Raw genomic sequence first — 20,085 nt, forward strand, 5'->3', positions numbered from 1 at the left:
TTGGGGTTCAGGTCATTTCTCCGGTTTTTTATTTCAAATCTTCAATGGAATTTAAATCACTATAGGCTGGAACTACCAGGCCACTCTTGGCCCCTTCCAGGTTGGGACCTAGGTCTACAAGACGGTCCTTTAAGTCCTCATAGTATTGCTTTTGAGTTACTGGTAGCCAGGCACAAACCATGCCATCTACCTTGCTGGCTGCCACGGCATTCCACATGGGACCAGCTTCTACTTGGGTGATTTTTACCTTAAATCCATTGGCCTCCATGGCTGCCTTAACTACATTGGTGGAGGCTATTTCTGTATCCCAGGCTACATAGGCCAATTCAAGAGACTCACCAGAGCTGGTGTTGATCCCTTGGGTCCATTCTTGGACCTTGTCTTGATTCTTATCCAACCAAATCTTGGCCGCCTCTTGGGGGCTTTTCCCATCGGCCATATCTACCATGACAGATTCCATGTCATCTACAGTCCAGTAAAACTTGTCCAAGAATTGGTAGGCATTGGGTTTTTCTTCCTTTAGACCCACTTTAACAATGGTGTTGATGGTTTCTGCATCTCCAAAGGTATTCTTAGGGTCTTCCAGGTATTTTAGGTCATACTTTTGGAACATCCAGTGGGGGGACCAACCTGTTACGATGATCTCCTTTTTGTCCTTAATGGCATCTCCCAGAGTTTGGGTCATGGCTGCAGAAGACGTGGATTGGAGCCTGTAGGGAAGGTCATAGTCTTTTATGGTTCTTTCTGTAGCATCCATAATTCCTGCTCCAGGTTCAATTCCGATAATCTTCCGGTCTTGGCCTCCAGCTCCTGGGCTGGAATTTTGATAGGCTCCTAGACCGAAAATCAAGACCAGGACTCCCAGGCCAACCAGGGCTTTTTTCCCTGGACTATTGAGCCAGGACTTCTTGGCCCTTCTCTCCCGGGAAGGTTCTGCATTTAAAGCTTGAACTAGACGGTCCAAGATAATGGCCAGGATAACAATCCCTAGACCAGCAGCAAAACCTTGACCAGCTTCATTTCTCGTAATGGCTTGGTAAACTTGGGTTCCCAGGCCTTCTGCCCCAATCATAGAGGCAATAACCACCATGGACAGGGCCAGCATAATAGTTTGGTTGATTCCCTGCATAATGGTTTTTTTTGCCAAGGGCAATTCCACCTTAAAAAGCTTCTCGCTAGCTGTGGATCCAAAGGCATCCGCCGCTTCAATAAGTTCTCCATCCACTTGCCGGATTCCGTGACTGGTCAGTCGAGTCACAGGAGGCATGGCAAAGATAATGGAGGCAATAATTCCCGGAACCATTCCAATTCCGAAAAAAGAAACAGCTGGAATCAGGTAGACAAAGGCCGGCATGGTCTGCATAAAGTCCAGGATGGGTGTCACTACCTTATTAACCCCTTCCTTCTTGGCCATCCAAATCCCCAGGGGAACCCCAATTAGGATTGAAATTAAGGCTGATGTTAAAATCAGGGCCAGGGTCAACATGGTGTCGGCCCAAAAACCTTGGTTTAAAATGTATAAGAAACCTAAGAAAACCAAAGCCGTCAAACCTTTTTTCTTGGTTAAATAATAGCTAAGTCCTGTTAGGGCCAGAATAAAGAGCCAGGCCGGTATCCATTGGAAAAAACCAGCCAAGGACATGACGATAAAATTTAGACCCGAATCAATGGGTTTAAAGAGCCATTGGCCATGGACCCTTAAATAGTCCACCAAGTGGTCAATCCATTCTACAATAGGTATTGCTGCAAATTTATTCATGGTCCACCTCATTTCCTGCTAGGGCTGCTAAAACCGTTCCTCGGATAATAATTCCCTCTAACTCTCCATCTCTAACTACGGCAATGGGGATTTTTGTGTCATAGACCATATCAATAATATCCGTCAAGGGCATCTCTCCATCCACTTGGGGAACGTCCTTGATTAAAATTTCATCCAGGCTATTCTTTCCTTGTCGGATGGCTGCCATAACATCATCAGCCGTGACAATCCCTTGGAGGCGGTCTTGGCTATCTACCACATAGAGGCTTGAAATTTCAGCCTTACGCATAATTTCCATAGCCACCCGGGGACCGTGCCGACTGCTATCCACCGTTTCTGCTTCAATCATGACATTTTTAGCCGTTAAGACCTTTGAAATATCCACATCTTCTACAAAGCGTTCCACAAAGGTGTTGGCTGGGTCCATAAGAATTTCTTCCGGACTCCCGATTTGGACAATCTTTCCATCCCGCATCAGGGCAATCCGGTCCCCCAGCTTCAAGGCTTCATTTAAGTCATGGGTGATAAAGAGGATGGTTTTTTTCATCTTTCTTTGGATTTTTTCCAACTCATCCTGCATGCCCTTACGAATCAAGGGGTCTAAGGCAGAAAAAGCCTCGTCCATTAGAATAATATCCGTATCTGCTGCCAGGGCCCGGGCCAAGCCCACCCTTTGCTGCATTCCACCGGAAAGTTGGTCAGGGTATTGGTCTTCATAACCTCCCAGGTTGACCAGTTCCAAGGCCTCCTTGGCCTTTTGAAAGCCAGTTTCCTCATCCACATTTTGAATTTCCAAGCCATAGGCCGTGTTTTCTAAAATCGTCCTGTGGGGAAAAAGAGCAAAACTTTGGAAGACCATGGACAATTTTTTCCGTCTAGTCTCCCTCAAGGCCTCCGGCTCCATATGAGAAATATTTTCACCATCAATGAAAATATCTCCAGCAGTAGGTTCAATTAAACGGTTTATTAGGCGAATCAAGGTGGACTTTCCCGACCCAGAAAGGCCCATGATGACAAACATCTCCCCTTCTTGGACTTCAAAGGAAACCTGGTTAACCCCTACGGTCATTCCTGTTTCCTTAAAAATTTCTTTCTTATCCTGCCCCTTTTCTAGGAGCTGATAAGCCTTTTTAGGATTTTTCCCAAAAATTTTAGTTAATTTTTCGACTTTTATTTTAGTCATTCTACCTCCTCTTCTTCTAATTGTAAGTCAAGGGCCTAGCTTTATACCCATTGACAAGGGACTGCCCAAGGCAGCCCCCAAAAATATACTTATTAAGAATTTTCATCTCAAATTTAGAATATGCTAAAGAGCTTTCTATACTAGCTTATCATAAAGAAAAAATCTCTACAAATGAGTCTAAGAGCCAAAACCCCTTCCAGGCAAGTAACCATCAGGGATAAAAAATTTTAAAATTAGCCTAGAATTTGGCCCATTTTAGACAAGAATTGCCCTTGGTTAGGGTATTTTTTTATTTATAAATAGGTGGCACAAAGTTAGGAATTTCGGATTATAAATATTCTTCCCTATATTTATCTATTCGGACTTAGAGATCGGGCTGGACGAGCCAGCCCCTACAGGGTGGCAAATGGTTTTGTAGGGGCCTGCTAGTCAGGCCCGTATAGGGAAATATATTGATATAGAGAGAATGTGAATAGGGATAATGGCCCTGCATAAATATATTCGGAATTGGAGAGAACGGGCGACACAGCCGTCGATTTCTAGCTGCTCAAGCAAAGCTTTCGCAGGAAATCTTGACATGAGACCTGCCACGAAATCGAAGATTTCGGGCTAGGTCATGAAAAAAATTCAATGTTTGAGCGAAGTGAGTTTTGAATTTTTAGGCTTGTCGATTTTTTCTTACATCCAGTAAGGTAGGGTGGAGGGGGAGGTCCTAGGAGGGGCAAGGGGCATCGATAGCCCCTAGGCCCCTCCTGGAATATAAAGAAAAGAATGAATATAGGGGATAATATAAATAGAGATTCGTCCCTCCATAAACATATTCGGAATTGAGGAGAACGGGCTGGACCAGCCAGCCCCTACAGTTTCACTCGACCTCTTGGGAAATCTTAGTATCTGACCTATGATATGGGCTATGGTCGCTTGCTGTCAAATCAAAGATTTGAAACGCCGCGACCTCTTCCAGACCTAACTTGGCGACGAAGGAGCCATAGTAGGTCTTATGCAACCAATTGCCCAAATTTTAATTTGGTTGCAATTGTCTGTGAACCTACCTCGAAATCAAAGATTTCGGGTTAGGTCATGAAAAAAAAGAGCCCCGACTGGGGCTCTTTTACAAGCATTGACTTGAGATTAAGCAGCTGTTTTTGGTTTTTTACGTAAAACTGCTTCTGGTTCATGTGGCATACCGAATAGTGGTACCATTCTGTCTAATCCTGTGAATGTTAAGATTAACAAAGAACCAACGGCGATAAAGCCCATGATGTTGTAACGGATAAAGTCTACTGGTTTGAAGTCGTATACTGGGTATACGGCAGAAGCAATACCAATGTAGTAAGCAATGTATACGTGCCATGGAATTAATTGAGCACCAAATACACCCATTGCATCTCCGAAAGTTGCGTTTCTTAAACGAAGTGAGTACATGTCTTCTTCACTACATTCAATGTTTTCTTCAACTAATTCACGGATAATTGGACCAACTGTTACGATTTGAGCCATTTCGTCGGCTAATAATGCGTTACCTGCAATAGATAATACAGCGTTCCAAGTCATCAATCCCCGAACTCTGTTGGACATCTTTAATACTAGGTCAGCAAGTGGTTGGAAGGCCTTCATCTTGTTCATGACCCCACCGAAACCGGAGATCCACATCATCATTACGATAACCCAAGAACCTGCATCTGCGAAACCAGATTGAACGATGTCTTCTAAGAATACTGGAACACTGTCAACAGTACCAGCAACTAAACCTAGAATCATAGCTGCGAAGATACCAAGAGCTAGACAGAAGATTGTTGGAACTCCTGCGATAGCGATAACTACTACGAAGATTAGTGGAAGAACCATGTAAACTGGAACACCATCACGTACTTGTTGTAGTAAGGCTAAAGCGTCTGGACGTTCTTCAGCTAAGAAGTCTAAAGTTTCTTGAGAGATGTTTGCATAAGCTTCAGCACCTGTAGCTGATTTAGCAGGAAGACCTGCAGACAGTACGAAGAAGATAATGCAAGTTGCAGCTAAACATAGGATTGACCAAACACCTTGGTAACGGATACGGTCGATAACTTCAACACCTTGGATCCCAGAGGATACAACTGTTGTATCAGAGATTAAACCGATGTTATCTCCAAATCCTGCTCCACCAGTGATGGCACAAACTGTAATAAGTAAGTTTCCTTCAACAATGTGGTTTAACCATAAGAAAATTGGAGCACAAGCTGCGAATGTTCCCCAGGAAGTACCTGTTGCAACAGAAAGAACTGCTGTTACAAGTAGACCAACTGGAGCAACTGTTTTTGCAGAAAGTCCTGCAGATAGTGCAAGGTTAACTGTAGCAGCCCCTACACCTGTTTGCATAAATGAACCAGCCATAGCGTAAGCCATCATTAAAATAAAAAATACCAATTGGATTCCGCGAACATTTTCTACGGCTGTTTCGATTGAATCTGCTGGCTTAATGCCTTCAGTGCAATAGGCTACAAAGCCTGCATACATAAGAGCAAGTGGGCCTGCGATTAACATGTCGAAGCCTTCTCCGCCACCCTTACCAGCTAGTAGTAACCAAGCTAATAAGGCCACAGGACTGAGCTTAAAAATAATTTTTAGAGCTTTCATCTTTCCCTCCATCATAAAATATAAATAATTAATTAGTAAAGGTTTTCCGGTTTTGCTCAAAACCGTTTAACGTGTGAAATCAAATTGACTTCACTTTTCCTTTTTTCAATGCTCATGTACTATTATAAACTAAATCTCACAAATTGCAACATGTTTATTGATTTTTCTTTGACAAATGTTAGGAATTGACTTTTCCTGCTTTTTCCTTTTTAGGGAAAAGATAAGAAAATATTTTCATAGATCTTTACAAGGCCCATATTTAGGGGCTTAGGGATTTTCAAAAAAAGAGAATTAACTCTCATTTTTATCTTAGACCCAACCTAATTTTTTTCATTTTCTTTCATATTATAGGTGGTTTTTTTGAAGTCCTTTCTTGAAATTCCTTTTCTCCACAAAAAAATGGGAGCAGGTTTTCTGCTCCCATATCTTTTCTATCTTCTTTTTTTCTTTAAAAATCCCAATTACCTACCCGGACTCTTTCTCCGAAAATCTTTTCCAGTTTTTCTTTAAAAAGAGTCTTTTCTCCACTGGTATAGTAGTTGGTTTTTCCTGTCTTTCCCTCTTCCATCTTGACGGTCTCTGCCAGATCCAGACAGGTTTGGATGGCCGGATCAATGACCTTGACCTGTCTCTTTTTTTGCTTGAAATAGTCTTCCACGGCCTTTTGGGCCAAGGGAAAGTGGGTACAGCCCAAGATCAAAGTATCGTAGTCTGCCGGAAGCTGGTCCAGATATTCCCAGACAATTTTTCTGCCAATATAGTGGTCTGCCAGGCCATCTTCTACTGCCAGTACCATCTGGGGACAGGCCAGACCGTAGACCTGGGCCCGAGGGTCTAGGTCTTTTAAGTAGGCTTGGTAGAGGCCCCGGTCTATGGTGGACTGGGTGGCCAAAAGAGCATATTTTTTATTCTTAGAAGCCTGGTGGGCGGCCTTGGCTCCCGGCTCAATAACTCCCAAAACAGGGCAGGGCATTTGGTCTCGCAAGAGGTCTAGGGCTGCCCCGGTAGCTGTATTACAAGCCACCACTAGGGCCTTGACTCCAGCTTCTTGAAAGTGCCTTCCTGCTCCTTGCCCGTAGGACCTGATTTGGTCCAGGCTCTTGGTCCCATAGGGCAGGTGGGCCGTATCGGCAAAATAAATGAATTTTTCTTTAGGAAAGCATCTCTTGAGCTCTCTTAGGACAGTCAGGCCTCCCAGGCCACTGTCGTATACACCAATCCCTTGCATATTTCCTCCTATAAGACTGTTGAGCAGGCCAGGACTTTTTCAAAAGTCCCCTCTAATTTTTCCTTGGCCTGGTCTCTTTGGCCTTGATTTTCATAAACTGCGTAAAATGTGGGTCCTGATCCGGACATGGAGACCTCATAGGCTCCTGTGGCTTCCAGGCTCTCTCGAACTTGAACCAGTTGAGGGTGTCGTCTTAGGACAGGTCCCTCCAAGTCATTGATGGCTTGGTCTTGGATGCCCCGATCCATATCTTGGTCGTACCAGGCATAGACTTCTGGAGTGGAAAGTTGGTAGCCGGGATTGACCAAGAGGATGGCTTCTTCCTTTCCCTCTAGAGGCTGAATTTTTTCCCCAATCCCCTGGACTCGAGCTGGCCGGTCGTAGAGACAAAAGGGAAAGTCTGCCCCTAGGTCCAAGGCCCAGGCTTGGAGGTCTTTTAAGTCTAGCTTTAGGTCATAGAGCTGGTTTAGACCCTTTAAGATGCTAGCCCCATTGGCTGTCCCTCCGGCTAGGCCAGCTCCCAGGGGAATTCTCTTTTCTAATTGGATTTCCAGAGAAAAAGTCCTTCCCAGTTTTTCTTCTAGAAGGTCTAGGGCTTTTTTACAAAAATTATCCGAAGTCCAATCCAGCTCAATCAGGTTACTTTCATAGACCAGGCCCCGGTCTCTCTTGGTCAGGGTGATGGTATCCTGCAGACTAATGGGGATCATGATGGAATCCAGATTGTGGTAGCCATCGGGTCTTTTCCCCAAAATTTTTAAACCCCTATTTATTTTTCCTCTGCTTTTCATGACAAGTTGGTCCATAATTCCTCCAAATAAAAGTCTTTTTTATTATACCATATGGCCTGGGCCGGGTATAGGTCCCAGGATACAAAAAAAGTCCCCCCCTTAGAGAAGAACTTTTTTATCTAGGAAATTTTTTTATTTTCCACTTGGTCATCGTCAATAATAGTTAATTTGACGGTTGATGTTAACACATCGGAAAAGGTGTAGGAAATTGTCCGATTTCCTTCACTGACTTCATGTTCAATATCTACAACAAACAGGCTGGGATAAACTTCCACCAAACGTCCCCGTCGGGTTACGATTTTCTTCCGTCCCTTGTCTGCCTTTAAAATCACACGCTTACCAATATGTCTCGTTAATTCCTTACGAATTTGCTCCATCTGATTCACTGTACTACCACCCTTCTATACAATGATTTACTTTAACAGTATAACATATTTAAGGGTTGGCGTCAATAAATTTTCTATTTTAACATTGTGGTGGAAGCTTGTCAATAGATTTTCCTAGATTTTTCTTAGACCTTTAATACTTGGTAAAGTCCCTAAGTTTCTTGTTGATTTCTTTTTCCCTAAGGGCTTGGCGCTTGTCATAGAGCTTCTTCCCCTGGACCAGGCCCAACTCCATCTTGACCCTTCCCCGAACCAGGTAGAGTTTTAGGGGGACCAGGGTCTTGCCCTTTTGATCCAGGCTCTTTTTCAGCTTCTGGATTTCTTTTTTATGGAGGAGGAGCTTTCTCTTTCTCAAAGGGTCTACATTGAAGCGGTTGCCCTCTTCATAGGGGGCTATATGCATATTTTCCACATAGACCTCATCTTTTTGAATGGAGGCATAGGCATCCGCCAAGCTGACACTCCCCTTGCGGATGGACTTGACTTCTGTCCCCACTAGGACCAGGCCGGCCTCCAGGCTGTCTTCTATAAAATAATCATGTCTGGCCTTGCGGTTGCTGGCCAATTCATTTGTCTTCTTGGTCTTTTTTTTCGCCAAAGGGGTCACCTACCAAACTAAAATTTATATGTCCTTTTTCTTTTTCTACGGATTCCACCCGGATTCTCAACTTCATACCCAGGTAGAACTTACGGCCATTTTTGGCCAGGGCAATATATCGGTTTTCATCAAAGGTAAAGAAGTCGTCCATAGATTCATAGCCTATGTAGCCTTCCACAGTGTTTTCCAATTGGACAAAGATTCCACTGGCTGTGATTCCTGAAACCATGCCATCGAATTCTTCTCCTAGATGGTCTTCCATGTATCCGGCAATCTTGACATCTTCTACTCTTCTTTCGGCCTCCACAGCTAATTTTTCTGTGGCCGAAACATGGAAAGCTACCTCATCCAAGATATTTTCATAATGGTTAATCCGACCCATATTCAAGAGACCATGGAGGTCGTCTTTAATGATCCTATGGATTTGTAGGTCACTATAGCGACGGATGGGGGAGGTAAAGTGGCTGTAAAAGCGACTGGCCAGGCCAAAGTGGCCCTCCATAATGGGGCTGTACTTGGCCTTTTTCAAGCTTCTAAGAACCAGCATTTCAATAAGGGGGTATTCCACCTTACCCTGGACAGATTCCAGGAGGTCTTGGATTTTCCCTGGTTGGATGTCCTCTACCTGGTTCAAACGGTAGCCAAAGGGCCGCATGATTTGGTTGAGACTCAAGAGTTTTTCCTTGTCAGGCTCTTCGTGAATCCGGTAGAGGAAGGGAACCTTCATCCAATAATAGTGCTCTGCCACTGTTTCATTACAGAGAATCATGAACTCTTCAATGACCTTGTTGGCCCAGCGTCTTTGGGCAATGGAAATGGACAGGACTCGTTCATTTTCATCCAACTTGATTTCTCTTTCTTCCATGTCAAAGTTAATGGCCCCTCGCTTGTGGCGCTTTTCCTGGAGGATTTTTGCCAACTCCAAGGCATGGTCCAGGTCTTCTTCCAAACCCGCAAAGGAGGGATGGGTCTTACCATGGTCCAGGTAGTTGCTGACATCGTCATAAACCAGTCGGGCCTTGGACCGGATGACACTTTCACAAATCTTGTGTTTTTTCACCCTACCCTTTAGGTCTACCTCCATGATGACGCTTAGGCAGAGCCGGTCCACTTGGGGGTTTAGGGAGCAGATTCCATTGGACAATTCCTTGGGCAGCATGGGGATGACCTTGCTTAAAAGGTAGACGGAATTTCCCCGGAGGTAGGCGTCCTTGTCAATGGCCTTGTCCTCCTTGACATAGTGGGCCACATCGGCAATATGGACTCCCAACCTATAGCCCTTGTCTATTTTTTCAATGGAAATGGCATCGTCAAAGTCCTTGGAATCGGCCCCATCAATGGTGAAGATATTTTCCTCTCTTAGGTCCAAGCGGCCCTGGTAGTCCTTGGGGTCCACTTCTTTTTGGAGGTCTCGGGCATACTTCAAGGTCTTTTTGGAAAAGTCCATGGGGATGTCCATTTCTTTTGCAATGGCCAAAATTTCCACTTGGGGGTCATTTTTATGGCCCAGGATTTCCAGAACTTTTCCCTCTGGGTTCCGGTCATTGTCGGGCCAACTAATGATTTCCACCACCAGCTTGTCCCCATCCTTGGCACCATTTACTTGTTTTTTTCCAATATAGATATCCTTGGCATAGTGGTGGTCGTCCGGTCGGACAAAACCGAAGTCCTTTTGGGACCGTTCAAAGGTCCCCACCAACTTCTTCCGGCCCCGGCTTAGGATTCGGACCACCTGGCCCCGGCGGTCTTTTTCATCCACCATCTTAACCAGGACTTGGTCCTTGTCTAAGGCTCCGGCGGTATCTGCTTTATCAATATAGATGTCTTCTAGGTCTTGGTCGACAGGCAAGACAAAGCCGAACCCTCTTTTATTTCCTTGAAATTCTCCCTTGATCCAATCTTCATCTTCAAGGCTTTGGTAGCGGTCCTTTTTGGTCCGGCCAATCCTTCCTTGATCTTCCAATTTATTCAATAGCTTTCGCACTTCCTTGCGCATGGGGCCATCCACTTGGAAGTGGTTGAAAATTTCTTTTTCCGTTCTGGGTTTTTTTAAATAATCCAACAGCTTGTCTTGTATCAATCTTATCACCTATAATTTAGAACCAAATCCTGACCTTTGAAATAAGTTGCTTTCGTAGGAATAGATAATTTGGTCCTTTTCCCTTTTCTTTTCTTCTGCAGTCTCTATAATTCGATCCAGGAGGTCTTTAAAGGACAGTCCCGCTTCTTCCCAGAGGTAGAAGGCCATGCTCCCAGGTTGGGTGTTGATTTCATTAAGGTAGACTTGGTCCCCTTCCATCATAAAGTCAATCCGAACCACTCCGGCCCCGTCAATGGCATCCATGGCAGACCGGGCCATGGTATGGATGGCTTCCAGGACATCCGCCTCGGGAACCACGATATTTCGTCCTCCCTTGCCAGAGGTTTTTTCCCCGGCCTTGTTGTTGGCATGGATGTATTTTTCATCAAAGGTCAAGAGGTCGTTAAGGCTCTTGGGCTCTTCAATGGGGCTTAAGTCATAGGAACCATTGGCCCCTAAAACAGAAATATTCAGTTCTCTCAACTGGTCCACAGCATGCTCTATCACTACTTTTTTGTCATAGGATAGGGCCAAGTCCACAGCAGCTTCCAGGTCTTTTTCTTCCTTGACCTTGGAAATCCCAATACTGGAACCCAGGGTGGAGGGTTTTACCATAAGGGGGTAGCCAATTTCCTTGATTTTTTCCAGAACTTGGCCCCGGTTTTCCTTCCAATCCCTTGCCTTAAACCAGGTATAGGCCACTTGTTGGATGCCACAATGGCTAAAGCGTTCCTTCATAAGGACCTTGTCCATCCCCAGGACTGAGCCTGGCACCTGGCAGCCTGTATAGGCTACAGACCATTGTTCCAAAAGCCCCTGCATGGACCCGTCTTCTCCATTGGTCCCATGGAGGGCATTGATGATACAGTCAATTTTTCTTTCCTCTTCCACCAGTTGGTCTCCCTTTAAAAGACCTCCCTTTTGCTTTTGCAAGTGGAACAAGGAGGGGATTCCGGCCTTAAAATAAACTGGATAGGCCTGGGAAAAATCTTGGTTTTTAAAGGACTTGAAATCCTTTAGACTTTCTCCTCCCAGCCATTGGCCATCTTTTTTTACATAGATGGGAACCACACAATAGTCCTTGTTCAAGTTCTCCATCACTTGAACTCCAGTAATGACACTCACTTCATGTTCGACGCTCTTACCGCCAAACAAGACTCCGATTGTTTTCATACTTCCTCCTAAAATATAGACTTTCTACCTTTATTTTATCACACTCCAGGCTGGAGCGTTTGCTTTTATCAAAAGTTTTGCAAACTTTGGCCAAGTCTTTACAGGGCCTTAGATATTTTTCTAAAATTCCATAAAAATCCCCAGGCCTGGACCTGGGGAAGACTACTTACACCTCATTATAGCTGTCGGGTAAGTCATTTTCAATTAAAACTACATCTCCAGGCCCTGTTAAGTGGGCGGAAATCTGGGTGGCCTCATCTAGGCTTTGGGCGATAAAGAGCCGGTCTTGGGAAAAGCCTGCTTTCTTTAGACCCCTTTGGATGGGTTGGGTCCGTTTTTCTCCTACCAGGATACAGTAGTCCACAACTTGGGCAATTTCTTGGCCCAGTTTTTCATTTTCCTCTTCTTCTATATCTCCTAATTCCACCATGCCAGGAGTGATGATAATCTTTTTGGCATCTTGGAAGGCTCCTAGGACTTCCAGGGCTGCTCGGGCTCCAACGGGGTTGGAGTTAAAAGCATCATCAATGACATTGACCCCACTGGGGCCTTGAATTAATTGGAGACGGTGTTCCACGGGTTGGACCCTTTGGATCCCAGCTGCAATTTGGTCTGCTGTCATTCCCAGGCTATAGGCAATACAAGCCGCTGCTAGGAGGTTGGAAATATTGTGTTTACCCAAAAGAATGGTCTCGCATAGGACAGGGTCTTGGTCCGGCAAGTGGAGCTGGAAGCTGGATCCCAGGGCCCCGACTTGGATTTGGTCGGCAAAGACATCCAGGTCTTGGTCCAAGTCCATACCATAGCGGATGGTTTTTCGGTCACAGCCATCGGCCAATTCTCGGACATAGGCATTGTCTACGTTAAAGATGGCCACCCCATCTTGGGGCAAGGCTTCAATAAGTTCATACTTGGTTTTTTGAATATTTTCTATGGTCTTAAAGAGGTGCATGTGGGTAGGACCAATAGCGGTAATAACCCCAATGGTGGGTTGGACCAGGTCGGCCACCTCTTTAATTTCTCCCGGTTCCTTGGCTCCCAATTCCGCCACAAAAACTTCCTTGTTTTCTGTCAAGTCATTGTTGATGACCTTGGATAACCCCATGGGGGTGTTAAAGGAAGAAGGGGTGGTTTGGACCTTAAAGGCCTCTTCCAGAATGGTAGCTATCATAAACTTGGTAGAGGTCTTACCAAAAGATCCGGTAATTCCAACGACAGACAGGTCCTTTCGGGCCCTTATCTTTTCCTTGGCCGCATCATAAAAGCCCTGGTTGATCTTGTTTTCCAGGGGTAGGTTCAACTTGGCCGCCAGGATAATCCATTGGAATTGGCTATAGGCAAAAATCCCCAGGCAGAGGGGGTAGAAAAGTAGCCAAAAGAAATACTTGTAGAGGAAGATGGATAGGACCAAGAAGACAAGTAGGACCAAAAGAACCGTTGTTAGGTGTTTTTTGTGGAGGCGCTTTGCCCGGTCTGTCCAAACCAGGGGAGTCTTGTTTTGACTGCTGGTGGTTTTTAGGGCAAATTTAAAGGACTTGTTTTCCTTGAGCCAAAGTTTATAGTCCCGGGGTTGGTAGCCTTCCAGCTGCATCATATGCAGGGGGTCGGGGCTATTTTTTCGAATGGTGTAGTAAGTAAGACCTGCCAGACCCAGGTAGTAGACCAGGTACAGAAGGCCATATAAAAATGCTTTCTCCATATTCTTCTCCTTAATCCTTTAAAAATGAGCCAATGACAGCAGAAAAGGTTCCATAGTCGTCTACATAGCTGTAGTGGCCTCCATTGAGCTCAACCAAGCCGACATCAGGGATTTTTTCTTCAAAGACCTTCCCCATCCAAAGAGGGGTGGCCTCGTCTTGTCGGCCCCAAATCAAGAGGGTGGGTTGGCTAATTTTTGGAAAATAGGCTTCCGTGGATTCATTGACTACCTTGACAAAGGTCTTACGCATGATTCCCTGGGAAGCCTGGTAGTCATCAGACCCAAACTTTTTATAAAAGCCTTCCAGGGCCTTGTCTCTGCCCTGGCCCCTGTGGAAAAAGAGGTAGACTTTTTTCAAAAACTTAAAAGAATAAACCTTAAAATAATAGTCCAGACCCCGTTTGGGTAGAACGCCGGAAGCATCGATTAAGACCAGGCGCCTGACCAGGTCTGGATATTTCACAGCAAAAATTGTCAGGGTCTTGCCTCCAAAGGAATGGCCAATAAAGTCAGCCTTGTCAATTTCAAAGTAGTCACAGAGGTCTTTTAAAAAATCGGCATAGTCTTCTGTTCCCCAAACCTCCTTGGGGTCATCACTTTGCCCAAAACCCGGGGCATCGTATAGGAGGACCCGGTAGTTTTTCTTAACTTGTTCATAGACCCCCATCATGGTTTCTATGTTGGTACCCCAGCCATGGGCAATGACACAATACTTGTCCCCCTGGCCTTGGAGTACATAGGCAATCTTAAGCCCCTTAATTTGGCATGTCTTCTTTTCCACAAAAACCCTCCAATCTCTAGCTATTATACCATAGATTGACTTGGGGCCAAAATAAAAAACCACCCTTGTGATGTGTACCCATAAAACTGGACACAATATTTAATTAATTCGTTGTAGTGGATGCTAACCTATACTTTGTAGGTGGCATCCATTTTGTTTTTGATTGAATTCTTTCGTTATTGTAATAATCTATATACTCCTCTNTGTGATGTGTACCCATAAAACTGGACACAATATTTAATTAATTCGTTGTAGTGGATGCTAACCTATACTTTGTAGGTGGCATCCATTTTGTTTTTGATTGAATTCTTTCGTTATTGTAATAATCTATATACTCCTCTATTGCTCTCGAAAATTCGTCAAAAGAGCGATAGCTCTTTTCATAACCATAATACATTTCATTTTTTAGCCTTCCAAAGAATGTCTCCATAATGGAGTTATCATAGCAATTCCCTTTTCTTGACATGGATTGCTTTATCCCATGTTTTTTAAGCTCATTGACATAATATTTATGTTGGTATTGCCAACCTTGATCTGAATGTAGTATTAAGTTCTTTAGTTTTGGAAATTTTCTAAATGCTCTTCTTAACATAGTAGATATTTGTTTTAAATTAGGACTTAAGGATAAGTCGTAGGAGATAATCTCATTGGTATACATATCAAGTATTGGAGAGATGTAGCATTTACCCCAAGAAAATTTAAATTCAGAGACATCCGTGGTCCATTTTTGTAAAGGTCTATCTGCTTTGAAGTCTCTATTGATTAGATTATCTGCTACTTTACCTATTTTCCCCTGATAGGAGTGGTATTTTTCTTTAGAGCCCTTTCCAAAAAGTTTTCGTTCGTGCATAATCCTTTGTACTTTTTTATGGTTTATGACATAGCCTTGATTTATTAACTCCATATAGACTCTTCGCACTCCATATCTTCCTTTGTGTAGGTGAAAGATTTGGGCTATTTTATCTGCAATCGGACGATTCTTAACTTTTATTTTATCCACTTTATTTAGTTCAAAGTAGTATGTTGACCTCGGCAAATCAATGGCTCTTAAAAGATCCTTTAGTCTGTATCCTTTTTCTTTGAGTTCTTTGACAATCGCTGCTTTTTCGCCTTGAGTTGCGCAGCGTAACGTTCTTCTCTCAAGGCGATCTCTTTTTTTATTATTTCATTCTCAGCCTTCATATATTCATTTTCTGCTCTAAGTCTTATGAGTTCTTCTCTTTCGGATTCATTCAGTTCTTTTGGTTTATGGATATTTTTCTTTTTCATGGTTGTATTTTTAGATTTACGGCCTTTCTTTTTATTCACAAGACCATTATATCCATCCTTTTTATACTTGTTAAGCCATGAATAAAGTTGTCCTTCATTTATTCCATTTTCGATTGCAGTTGCCTTTATTGAATTTCCAGCCAGCACTTTCGACACCATTTCTAATTTTTCATCTGGTGTCCAGTGGATATTATTTCCATGGTTTAAAATTTCTGGGCCATGAAGTTCTTCTAATCTAAACCATTTTCTAATGGAAGCATGAAGGTTTTCTTCTTTGGTCCCATCAGGTGTATCAGGCCATTTCCCTTGCCTATACAACTGTATGCACTCTTTTTTGAATTCATAGCTATATTTCACAAAAATACCCTCCTTACTGGTTTGTCCAGTAAAGAGGGTACATATCAATTTCTCCTACACGTTTTTTTATTTTTTTATGCCTTGCATTGAGAAACAATTTCTTTAATTTTTTCAATATCTGGCTTGATGGAATCTTCATACTTGTGGGACCAAAGAACAGTTCCATCGGGTCCAACTAGGACAACAGCCCTTCCAGAAGCTCCGGAATGTTCTTGCCAAACTCCATAGGCCTTGGAAACTTCTCCTAAGGGTTTAAAGTCTGATAGGATGTTTAAGTTACTCAAGCATAGGGTTTCTGCCCAAACCTTTTTAGAGGGTTGGGGGTCTACGCTCATTCCCAAAACTTCTGTATTGTGGTCTGCAAAGAAGTTATAGTTGGCTTCAAGATCTCTCATTTGATCTGTACAAACAGGGGTAAATGCCAGTGGATGCCAGGATAGCAGGACATATTTTCCCTTGTAGTCTGATAATTTAATGTGGTCTCCTTTTTGGTTGGTTAAATCAAACTCTGGTGCTTTTTGACCTTTTTCAATAATTGCCATAATTTTCCTCCTTACTCAAGATGTAGGATCCTAACTTATTTTAAGACCTTCTAATCTAATCTTCTTATACCCAATTTGAAAAAATTATCTCCATCTTTCCACAAAGCTTTTAAAAAACTTTCCAACGATGATGGAAAATCGGTCCATGTCCTTGATATAGGCAAAGTCTCGTCCATAAATCTTTACTTCCTTGTCCAGGTCTTCCTCCTGGCCGGTAAAAACACCCAAGACCTGGATTCCTTTAAGCCGGAGGTTTAAAACCATCTGGGCTGTATCTTCCAGGGCTTCCTGGTCTTCATAATTAAGGCCAGGACTTCTCTGGTCGGCTGCCAAGCCTAAGTGGATACGGTCATTAGGCCGACCATCGCTTAAGACCACCAGGAGGGACCTCCGGTTGGGGTCTTTTTTCATACTCTCATAGAGGTAGGCCAGGGCCAGGCCGTCCCGGTTGGACCCGGTGGCCTGGTAGCGAAAAATCTGCCTGTTTTCCTGGATCCCATCCCTATAGTCCCGGTATTCTTCTATAACTAAATAGTTGTAGAGGTTGTGGAAGCCCAAAACCCGGGTGGGGATATGGAGGGCCACCAGGGCCTGGGCCAGGATATAGGCCTGGATAGCCACGTCTTCCTGGTGGTCTTCCTGGGACCCAGATGCATCCATCAAAAGATCCACCGTAAATTGCCCCGGCTCCTGGGCCAGGCGGTTTCGAAAGACCTGCTTGTTGCCCAAGATGACCTCCTGCCAAACCCAAGCCGCTTCCAGGTCACCCGACCTGGACCTTTGGCTTTCCTCTTGACTTTGGTCCAGAAGGGTCTTTTTTAAAAGACTTTTTAATTGGTTGATGTTTCTCCGGTAAATTGTGGCCCTGTCTTGAAAGGCTTGGAGGTTTTTCTTTTCTTGGTCTTGGGCCAGGGATTGGTAGTAGCTGGACTTCATATCTTGGAGATAGTGGCCCTTGGTCCTATGGAGACGGATGCCCTGGTGGATGCCCTGGCAAATTTTCTCTTCCAATGCCAAAAGCTGGCTCCTTTCCTGGGAGGCTTGGCCATAGTGCTGGATGACCTTTTCATGGATTTTGGGGTCAAAGGGACTTTGGGCCTGACCCAGGTCCCCAGCTGCCTCCTCCAAGGCCTGCATCTCTTCATCCATTAAGAGGACACCCGTAAATTCGGCCGCTTCAACCGTATATTTTTCTAGAGATTCCGTTTCCTTGACCTTGTCCTTGGCCGGAAGGATTTTTGCCTCTTTGGTCTTGTCTTCCCTAGCCTGGGACTTTTCTTCCTGGCCTTTCTCAAAACTAGGAAGCCGCCTGGGTCCTTCCTCCTGGTCCCAGGCCAGGCTCCGATAAATTCTTTCCAAGTCCTGGATGGCCCGGCCTGTTTCCAAGGGACTTTTTCTCATAAGTCTTCTTAGGATTTCTTTATAGGGCTCCAGCTGTAGACCTCCACCCAAGGCCTGGATGTAAGCATACAAAAGTTCCTCTTGAAAGGTCCTGTCCTTTTTTTCTTTCAACTTCTCTTTTAAGTCTTCCAGATAGGCCAGACGGTGGGCATAGGCCCCAGGCCTTTCTCCCTCCATCAGGTCCTTGAGCTGGTAGTCAAAATAAAGCTGGGCCAGGACCCTTAAGTCCTGGTCATGGGACCTAGAATAGACCTGGCTACGAAAGAAATTCAAAAGTTTTTTACCCTCATAGTGTTTATAAATAAGACCCTCCAAGGCACTGCGATAGACCAATCCCCCTCTAGAAAGCATCCGGTCTTGGGGTAGGTTTTCATAGGTCCCGGCCACCGTCCAGAGGATGTTATCTTGTCTGATTTGGTCCCTTTCTTGCCTAGTCAAAGAAGTCCTGCCCCTTCATATCCCAACTAAAGAGGGTCTTGATGGTGTCTTGGACCAGGTCTTTTTCATAGGAATCAAAACACTTGTTGGCCAGACCCAGGTCCAGGGCCGGAAAGATTCCCAAACCTCTTTTCATGAGTTGGAGGGCATAAAGGAGACCTCTTAGGTCAATGGACTTGGAGGAAATTTCTGCATGGAGACTTTTTTCTTGGAGGTCCATAAAGAGCTGGCTAAAAAGTTGGGCCGGGTCTCGACGGATTCCGGTGTGGTCCATGAGGATCTTGATAAGATTTTCTTGAGAAATGGCCGGCATATCCAAGACTAAAAACCGGCTCACCAGGGCCTCGTTTAGGTCCCGGGTTCCCAGGTAGCCATCATTCATGGTGGCCAAAAATCGGCTGGCAGGATGGAGCCTTAAGAGGTCATAACCCGGAATGTCTAAAATTCTCCGGTCATCCAGGGCAGAATGGATGACAGATAAGGCCTCGTTTTTTGCCATGTTGATTTCATCCAAGACCCCAAAGCCCCCATACCTGGCGGCTTGGTAGACGGGTCCTGGTTTGAGGACTACTTCCCCGTCCTTGAAGGTGTCGCTGGCCACCAGGCCATGGGCATCGCTGGTCATGTTCAAGGAAACCGTCCATTGGGGCCGCCCAAAGAGGAAGGACAGGTTTGCACACAGGACATTTTTCCCCGTAGCCTTGGGCCCAGACAGGAGGAGGTGGGCCCCTTCTAATAGGGCCAGGATGGCTTGGGTCCAGACTTCCCCTCCGTAAAATTTATAGTTTAAAGTCCCAATCCGGTCTTCCATTTCCCGGGGGTATTCCTCCCGAAAGGCCTTGACCTCTGCCAAGAGGGCATCGTCCACTCCCTGGCTCCTTAAAAATTCTTCAAATGCTTCCATGGTCATGGTCATCGTCTCCTCCTTTATCTTCTTGCAAAATTTCCCTTGTCCCTTGTCTATAGACCCGGCTGAGCCAGTAGAAGATGGCCAGGACCATAACCAAGTAACCCCCATAAATGGCCGGGAGACTTTTTACCAGGCCCACTTGAAAGAGCATGGCCGGCAGGTCCATGAGAAAGTGTAGACCTACAGCCAAAACCAGGGCTGATTTTTTCAAAAATCCCCGGACAATAAAATAGGCTAAAAGGGCCATGGCCAAATGAAAGCTCAAGGCTAAGATTCTTTCCACTAGGGGTAGGATCACTTGAACCCCCTGGATGGAAGCTAGGGCTTGGATGCTCTCCTTGACCTGACCATGGTAGGCTGGAGGAATATCCTTTAAGATAGTCGCTAGCCCTAGAGCATTGACCTTTCTTTCTAAGAAAAAATGACTGATTCCCGTCAGGCCCACCAAGATAGTCATTTCAAATCCTCCGTGGCCCAGGCCATATTGGAGAGCATCATAGGTCCCCAAACTTTTCTTCTTGTCCATGATTTTTAAGACATAATAACGGGGAATTTCTTCAAAAATTCCCGCCGCCAAGGCCCCATAGAGGACATAGAGCCAGGTCTGCTTTTCCTGGTCAATAAGGGGCAGAACCACTAGATGAAGCATCTTTTCTAAAACCAGGGCAAAGGAAAAAAAGACCACAGCCCCAGCTACTGCATACTTTATTTCTGCATTTTTTCTTATATTGAGATAGACCATGCCCGTAAGGGGGATGAGGATACAGGCCATCCCCAGGGCCAATTGGCCGTAAATTTGCGCATTGCTAAACATGTCAACCTCCTTTGTATTTGGTCTTTTCATTATAGCATGAATGTCTCCCCCTCTACAGAA

General features: G+C 44.7%; 18 protein-coding genes. All 18 read right to left on the reverse strand.

Going from position 1 to position 20,085, the window contains the following annotated elements:
- Positions 1-28 precede the first annotated feature (28 nt).
- Complete coding sequence (locus CS898_RS03230) at positions 29-1,759, reverse strand: glycine betaine ABC transporter substrate-binding protein (RefSeq protein ID WP_099208075.1); 1,731 nt, start codon at positions 1,757-1,759, stop codon at positions 29-31.
- Positions 1,752-2,942 carry a quaternary amine ABC transporter ATP-binding protein gene (locus CS898_RS03235; RefSeq protein WP_099208076.1) on the reverse strand — a complete coding sequence of 397 codons (1,191 nt, stop codon included), beginning with the start codon at positions 2,940-2,942 and terminating at the stop codon, positions 1,752-1,754. The genes CS898_RS03230 and CS898_RS03235 overlap by 8 nt, the downstream gene beginning before the upstream one ends.
- A 1,131-nt stretch (positions 2,943-4,073) precedes the next feature.
- Positions 4,074-5,618 carry a Na+/H+ antiporter NhaC family protein gene (locus tag CS898_RS03240; RefSeq protein WP_234976010.1) on the reverse strand — a complete coding sequence of 515 codons (1,545 nt, stop codon included), beginning with the start codon at positions 5,616-5,618 and terminating at the stop codon, positions 4,074-4,076.
- Positions 5,619-6,006: 388 nt separating this feature from the next.
- On the reverse strand, positions 6,007-6,786 hold the full coding sequence (murI, locus tag CS898_RS03245; protein WP_009431664.1) for a glutamate racemase: 780 nt from the start codon (positions 6,784-6,786) through the stop codon (positions 6,007-6,009).
- Between the two features lie 8 nt (positions 6,787-6,794).
- Positions 6,795-7,592, reverse strand: a complete 798-nt coding sequence (ispE, locus tag CS898_RS03250) for a 4-(cytidine 5'-diphospho)-2-C-methyl-D-erythritol kinase (RefSeq protein ID WP_099208078.1) — start codon at positions 7,590-7,592, stop codon at positions 6,795-6,797.
- 104 nt (positions 7,593-7,696) lie between these two features.
- Positions 7,697-7,963, reverse strand: coding sequence for a Veg family protein (locus CS898_RS03255; protein ID WP_009430727.1), 267 nt, complete (start codon positions 7,961-7,963; stop codon positions 7,697-7,699).
- A gap of 133 nt (positions 7,964-8,096) precedes the next feature.
- Positions 8,097-8,561, reverse strand: coding sequence for an SsrA-binding protein SmpB (gene smpB / locus CS898_RS03260; protein WP_099208079.1), 465 nt, complete (start codon positions 8,559-8,561; stop codon positions 8,097-8,099).
- Positions 8,530-10,641 carry a ribonuclease R gene (rnr, locus tag CS898_RS03265; protein WP_234976011.1) on the reverse strand — a complete coding sequence of 704 codons (2,112 nt, stop codon included), beginning with the start codon at positions 10,639-10,641 and terminating at the stop codon, positions 8,530-8,532. The genes smpB and rnr overlap by 32 nt, the downstream gene beginning before the upstream one ends.
- A gap of 9 nt (positions 10,642-10,650) precedes the next feature.
- Positions 10,651-11,814, reverse strand: coding sequence for a D-alanine--D-alanine ligase family protein (locus CS898_RS03270; protein WP_099208081.1), 1,164 nt, complete (start codon positions 11,812-11,814; stop codon positions 10,651-10,653).
- Positions 11,815-11,980: 166 nt separating this feature from the next.
- Positions 11,981-13,513, reverse strand: a complete 1,533-nt coding sequence (locus CS898_RS03275) for a UDP-N-acetylmuramoyl-tripeptide--D-alanyl-D-alanine ligase (protein WP_099208082.1) — start codon at positions 13,511-13,513, stop codon at positions 11,981-11,983.
- 10 nt (positions 13,514-13,523) lie between these two features.
- Entirely contained in the window at positions 13,524-14,294 is a 771-nt protein-coding gene (locus CS898_RS03280) for an alpha/beta fold hydrolase (protein WP_200807603.1), read from the reverse strand.
- 103 nt (positions 14,295-14,397) lie between these two features.
- Positions 14,398-14,514, reverse strand: a complete 117-nt coding sequence (locus tag CS898_RS10155) for an IS3 family transposase (RefSeq protein WP_143614575.1) — start codon at positions 14,512-14,514, stop codon at positions 14,398-14,400.
- A 21-nt stretch (positions 14,515-14,535) separates the two neighbouring features.
- Positions 14,536-15,390: an IS3 family transposase gene (locus CS898_RS03285; protein WP_141558234.1), complete on the reverse strand. Its 855-nt coding sequence runs from the start codon at positions 15,388-15,390 to the stop codon at positions 14,536-14,538.
- On the reverse strand, positions 15,354-15,920 hold the full coding sequence (locus tag CS898_RS03290) for a helix-turn-helix domain-containing protein (RefSeq protein ID WP_009430694.1): 567 nt from the start codon (positions 15,918-15,920) through the stop codon (positions 15,354-15,356). Before CS898_RS03290 ends, CS898_RS03285 begins: the two co-directional genes overlap by 37 nt.
- 74 nt (positions 15,921-15,994) lie before the next feature.
- The gene (locus CS898_RS03295; protein WP_099208084.1) at positions 15,995-16,462 is read right to left on the reverse strand and encodes a redoxin domain-containing protein; all 468 of its coding nucleotides are present in this window, start codon (positions 16,460-16,462) and stop codon (positions 15,995-15,997) included.
- A gap of 84 nt (positions 16,463-16,546) precedes the next feature.
- Positions 16,547-18,301, reverse strand: a complete 1,755-nt coding sequence (locus tag CS898_RS03300) for a vWA domain-containing protein (RefSeq protein ID WP_099208085.1) — start codon at positions 18,299-18,301, stop codon at positions 16,547-16,549.
- On the reverse strand, positions 18,294-19,217 hold the full coding sequence (locus CS898_RS03305) for an AAA family ATPase (RefSeq protein WP_200807604.1): 924 nt from the start codon (positions 19,215-19,217) through the stop codon (positions 18,294-18,296). The genes CS898_RS03300 and CS898_RS03305 overlap by 8 nt, the downstream gene beginning before the upstream one ends.
- Complete coding sequence (locus CS898_RS03310; RefSeq protein ID WP_099208086.1) at positions 19,192-20,025, reverse strand: YhfC family glutamic-type intramembrane protease; 834 nt, start codon at positions 20,023-20,025, stop codon at positions 19,192-19,194. Before CS898_RS03310 ends, CS898_RS03305 begins: the two co-directional genes overlap by 26 nt.
- Positions 20,026-20,085: the final 60 nt, after the last annotated feature.

This window comes from Urinicoccus timonensis (genome assembly GCF_900232945.1).
GTDB lineage: Bacteria > Bacillota > Clostridia > Tissierellales > Peptoniphilaceae > Urinicoccus > Urinicoccus timonensis.

Bases quoted from the DNA above. Each gene is read 5' to 3' on its own strand.
- ispE (WP_099208078.1), bottom strand. From the start codon at position 7,592: ATGGACCAACTTGTCATGAAAAGCAGAGGAAAAATAAATAGGGGTTTA.
- CS898_RS03270 (WP_099208081.1), bottom strand. From the start codon at position 11,814: ATGAAAACAATCGGAGTCTTGTTTGGCGGTAAGAGCGTCGAACATGAA.
- CS898_RS03275 (WP_099208082.1), bottom strand. From the start codon at position 13,513: ATGGAGAAAGCATTTTTATATGGCCTTCTGTACCTGGTCTACTACCTG.
- CS898_RS03305 (WP_200807604.1), bottom strand. From the start codon at position 19,217: ATGACCATGACCATGGAAGCATTTGAAGAATTTTTAAGGAGCCAGGGA.
- CS898_RS03310 (WP_099208086.1), bottom strand. From the start codon at position 20,025: ATGTTTAGCAATGCGCAAATTTACGGCCAATTGGCCCTGGGGATGGCC.
- CS898_RS03235 (WP_099208076.1), bottom strand. From the start codon at position 2,942: ATGACTAAAATAAAAGTCGAAAAATTAACTAAAATTTTTGGGAAAAAT.
- CS898_RS03230 (WP_099208075.1), bottom strand. From the start codon at position 1,759: ATGAATAAATTTGCAGCAATACCTATTGTAGAATGGATTGACCACTTG.
- CS898_RS03295 (WP_099208084.1), bottom strand. From the start codon at position 16,462: ATGGCAATTATTGAAAAAGGTCAAAAAGCACCAGAGTTTGATTTAACC.
- murI (WP_009431664.1), bottom strand. From the start codon at position 6,786: ATGCAAGGGATTGGTGTATACGACAGTGGCCTGGGAGGCCTGACTGTC.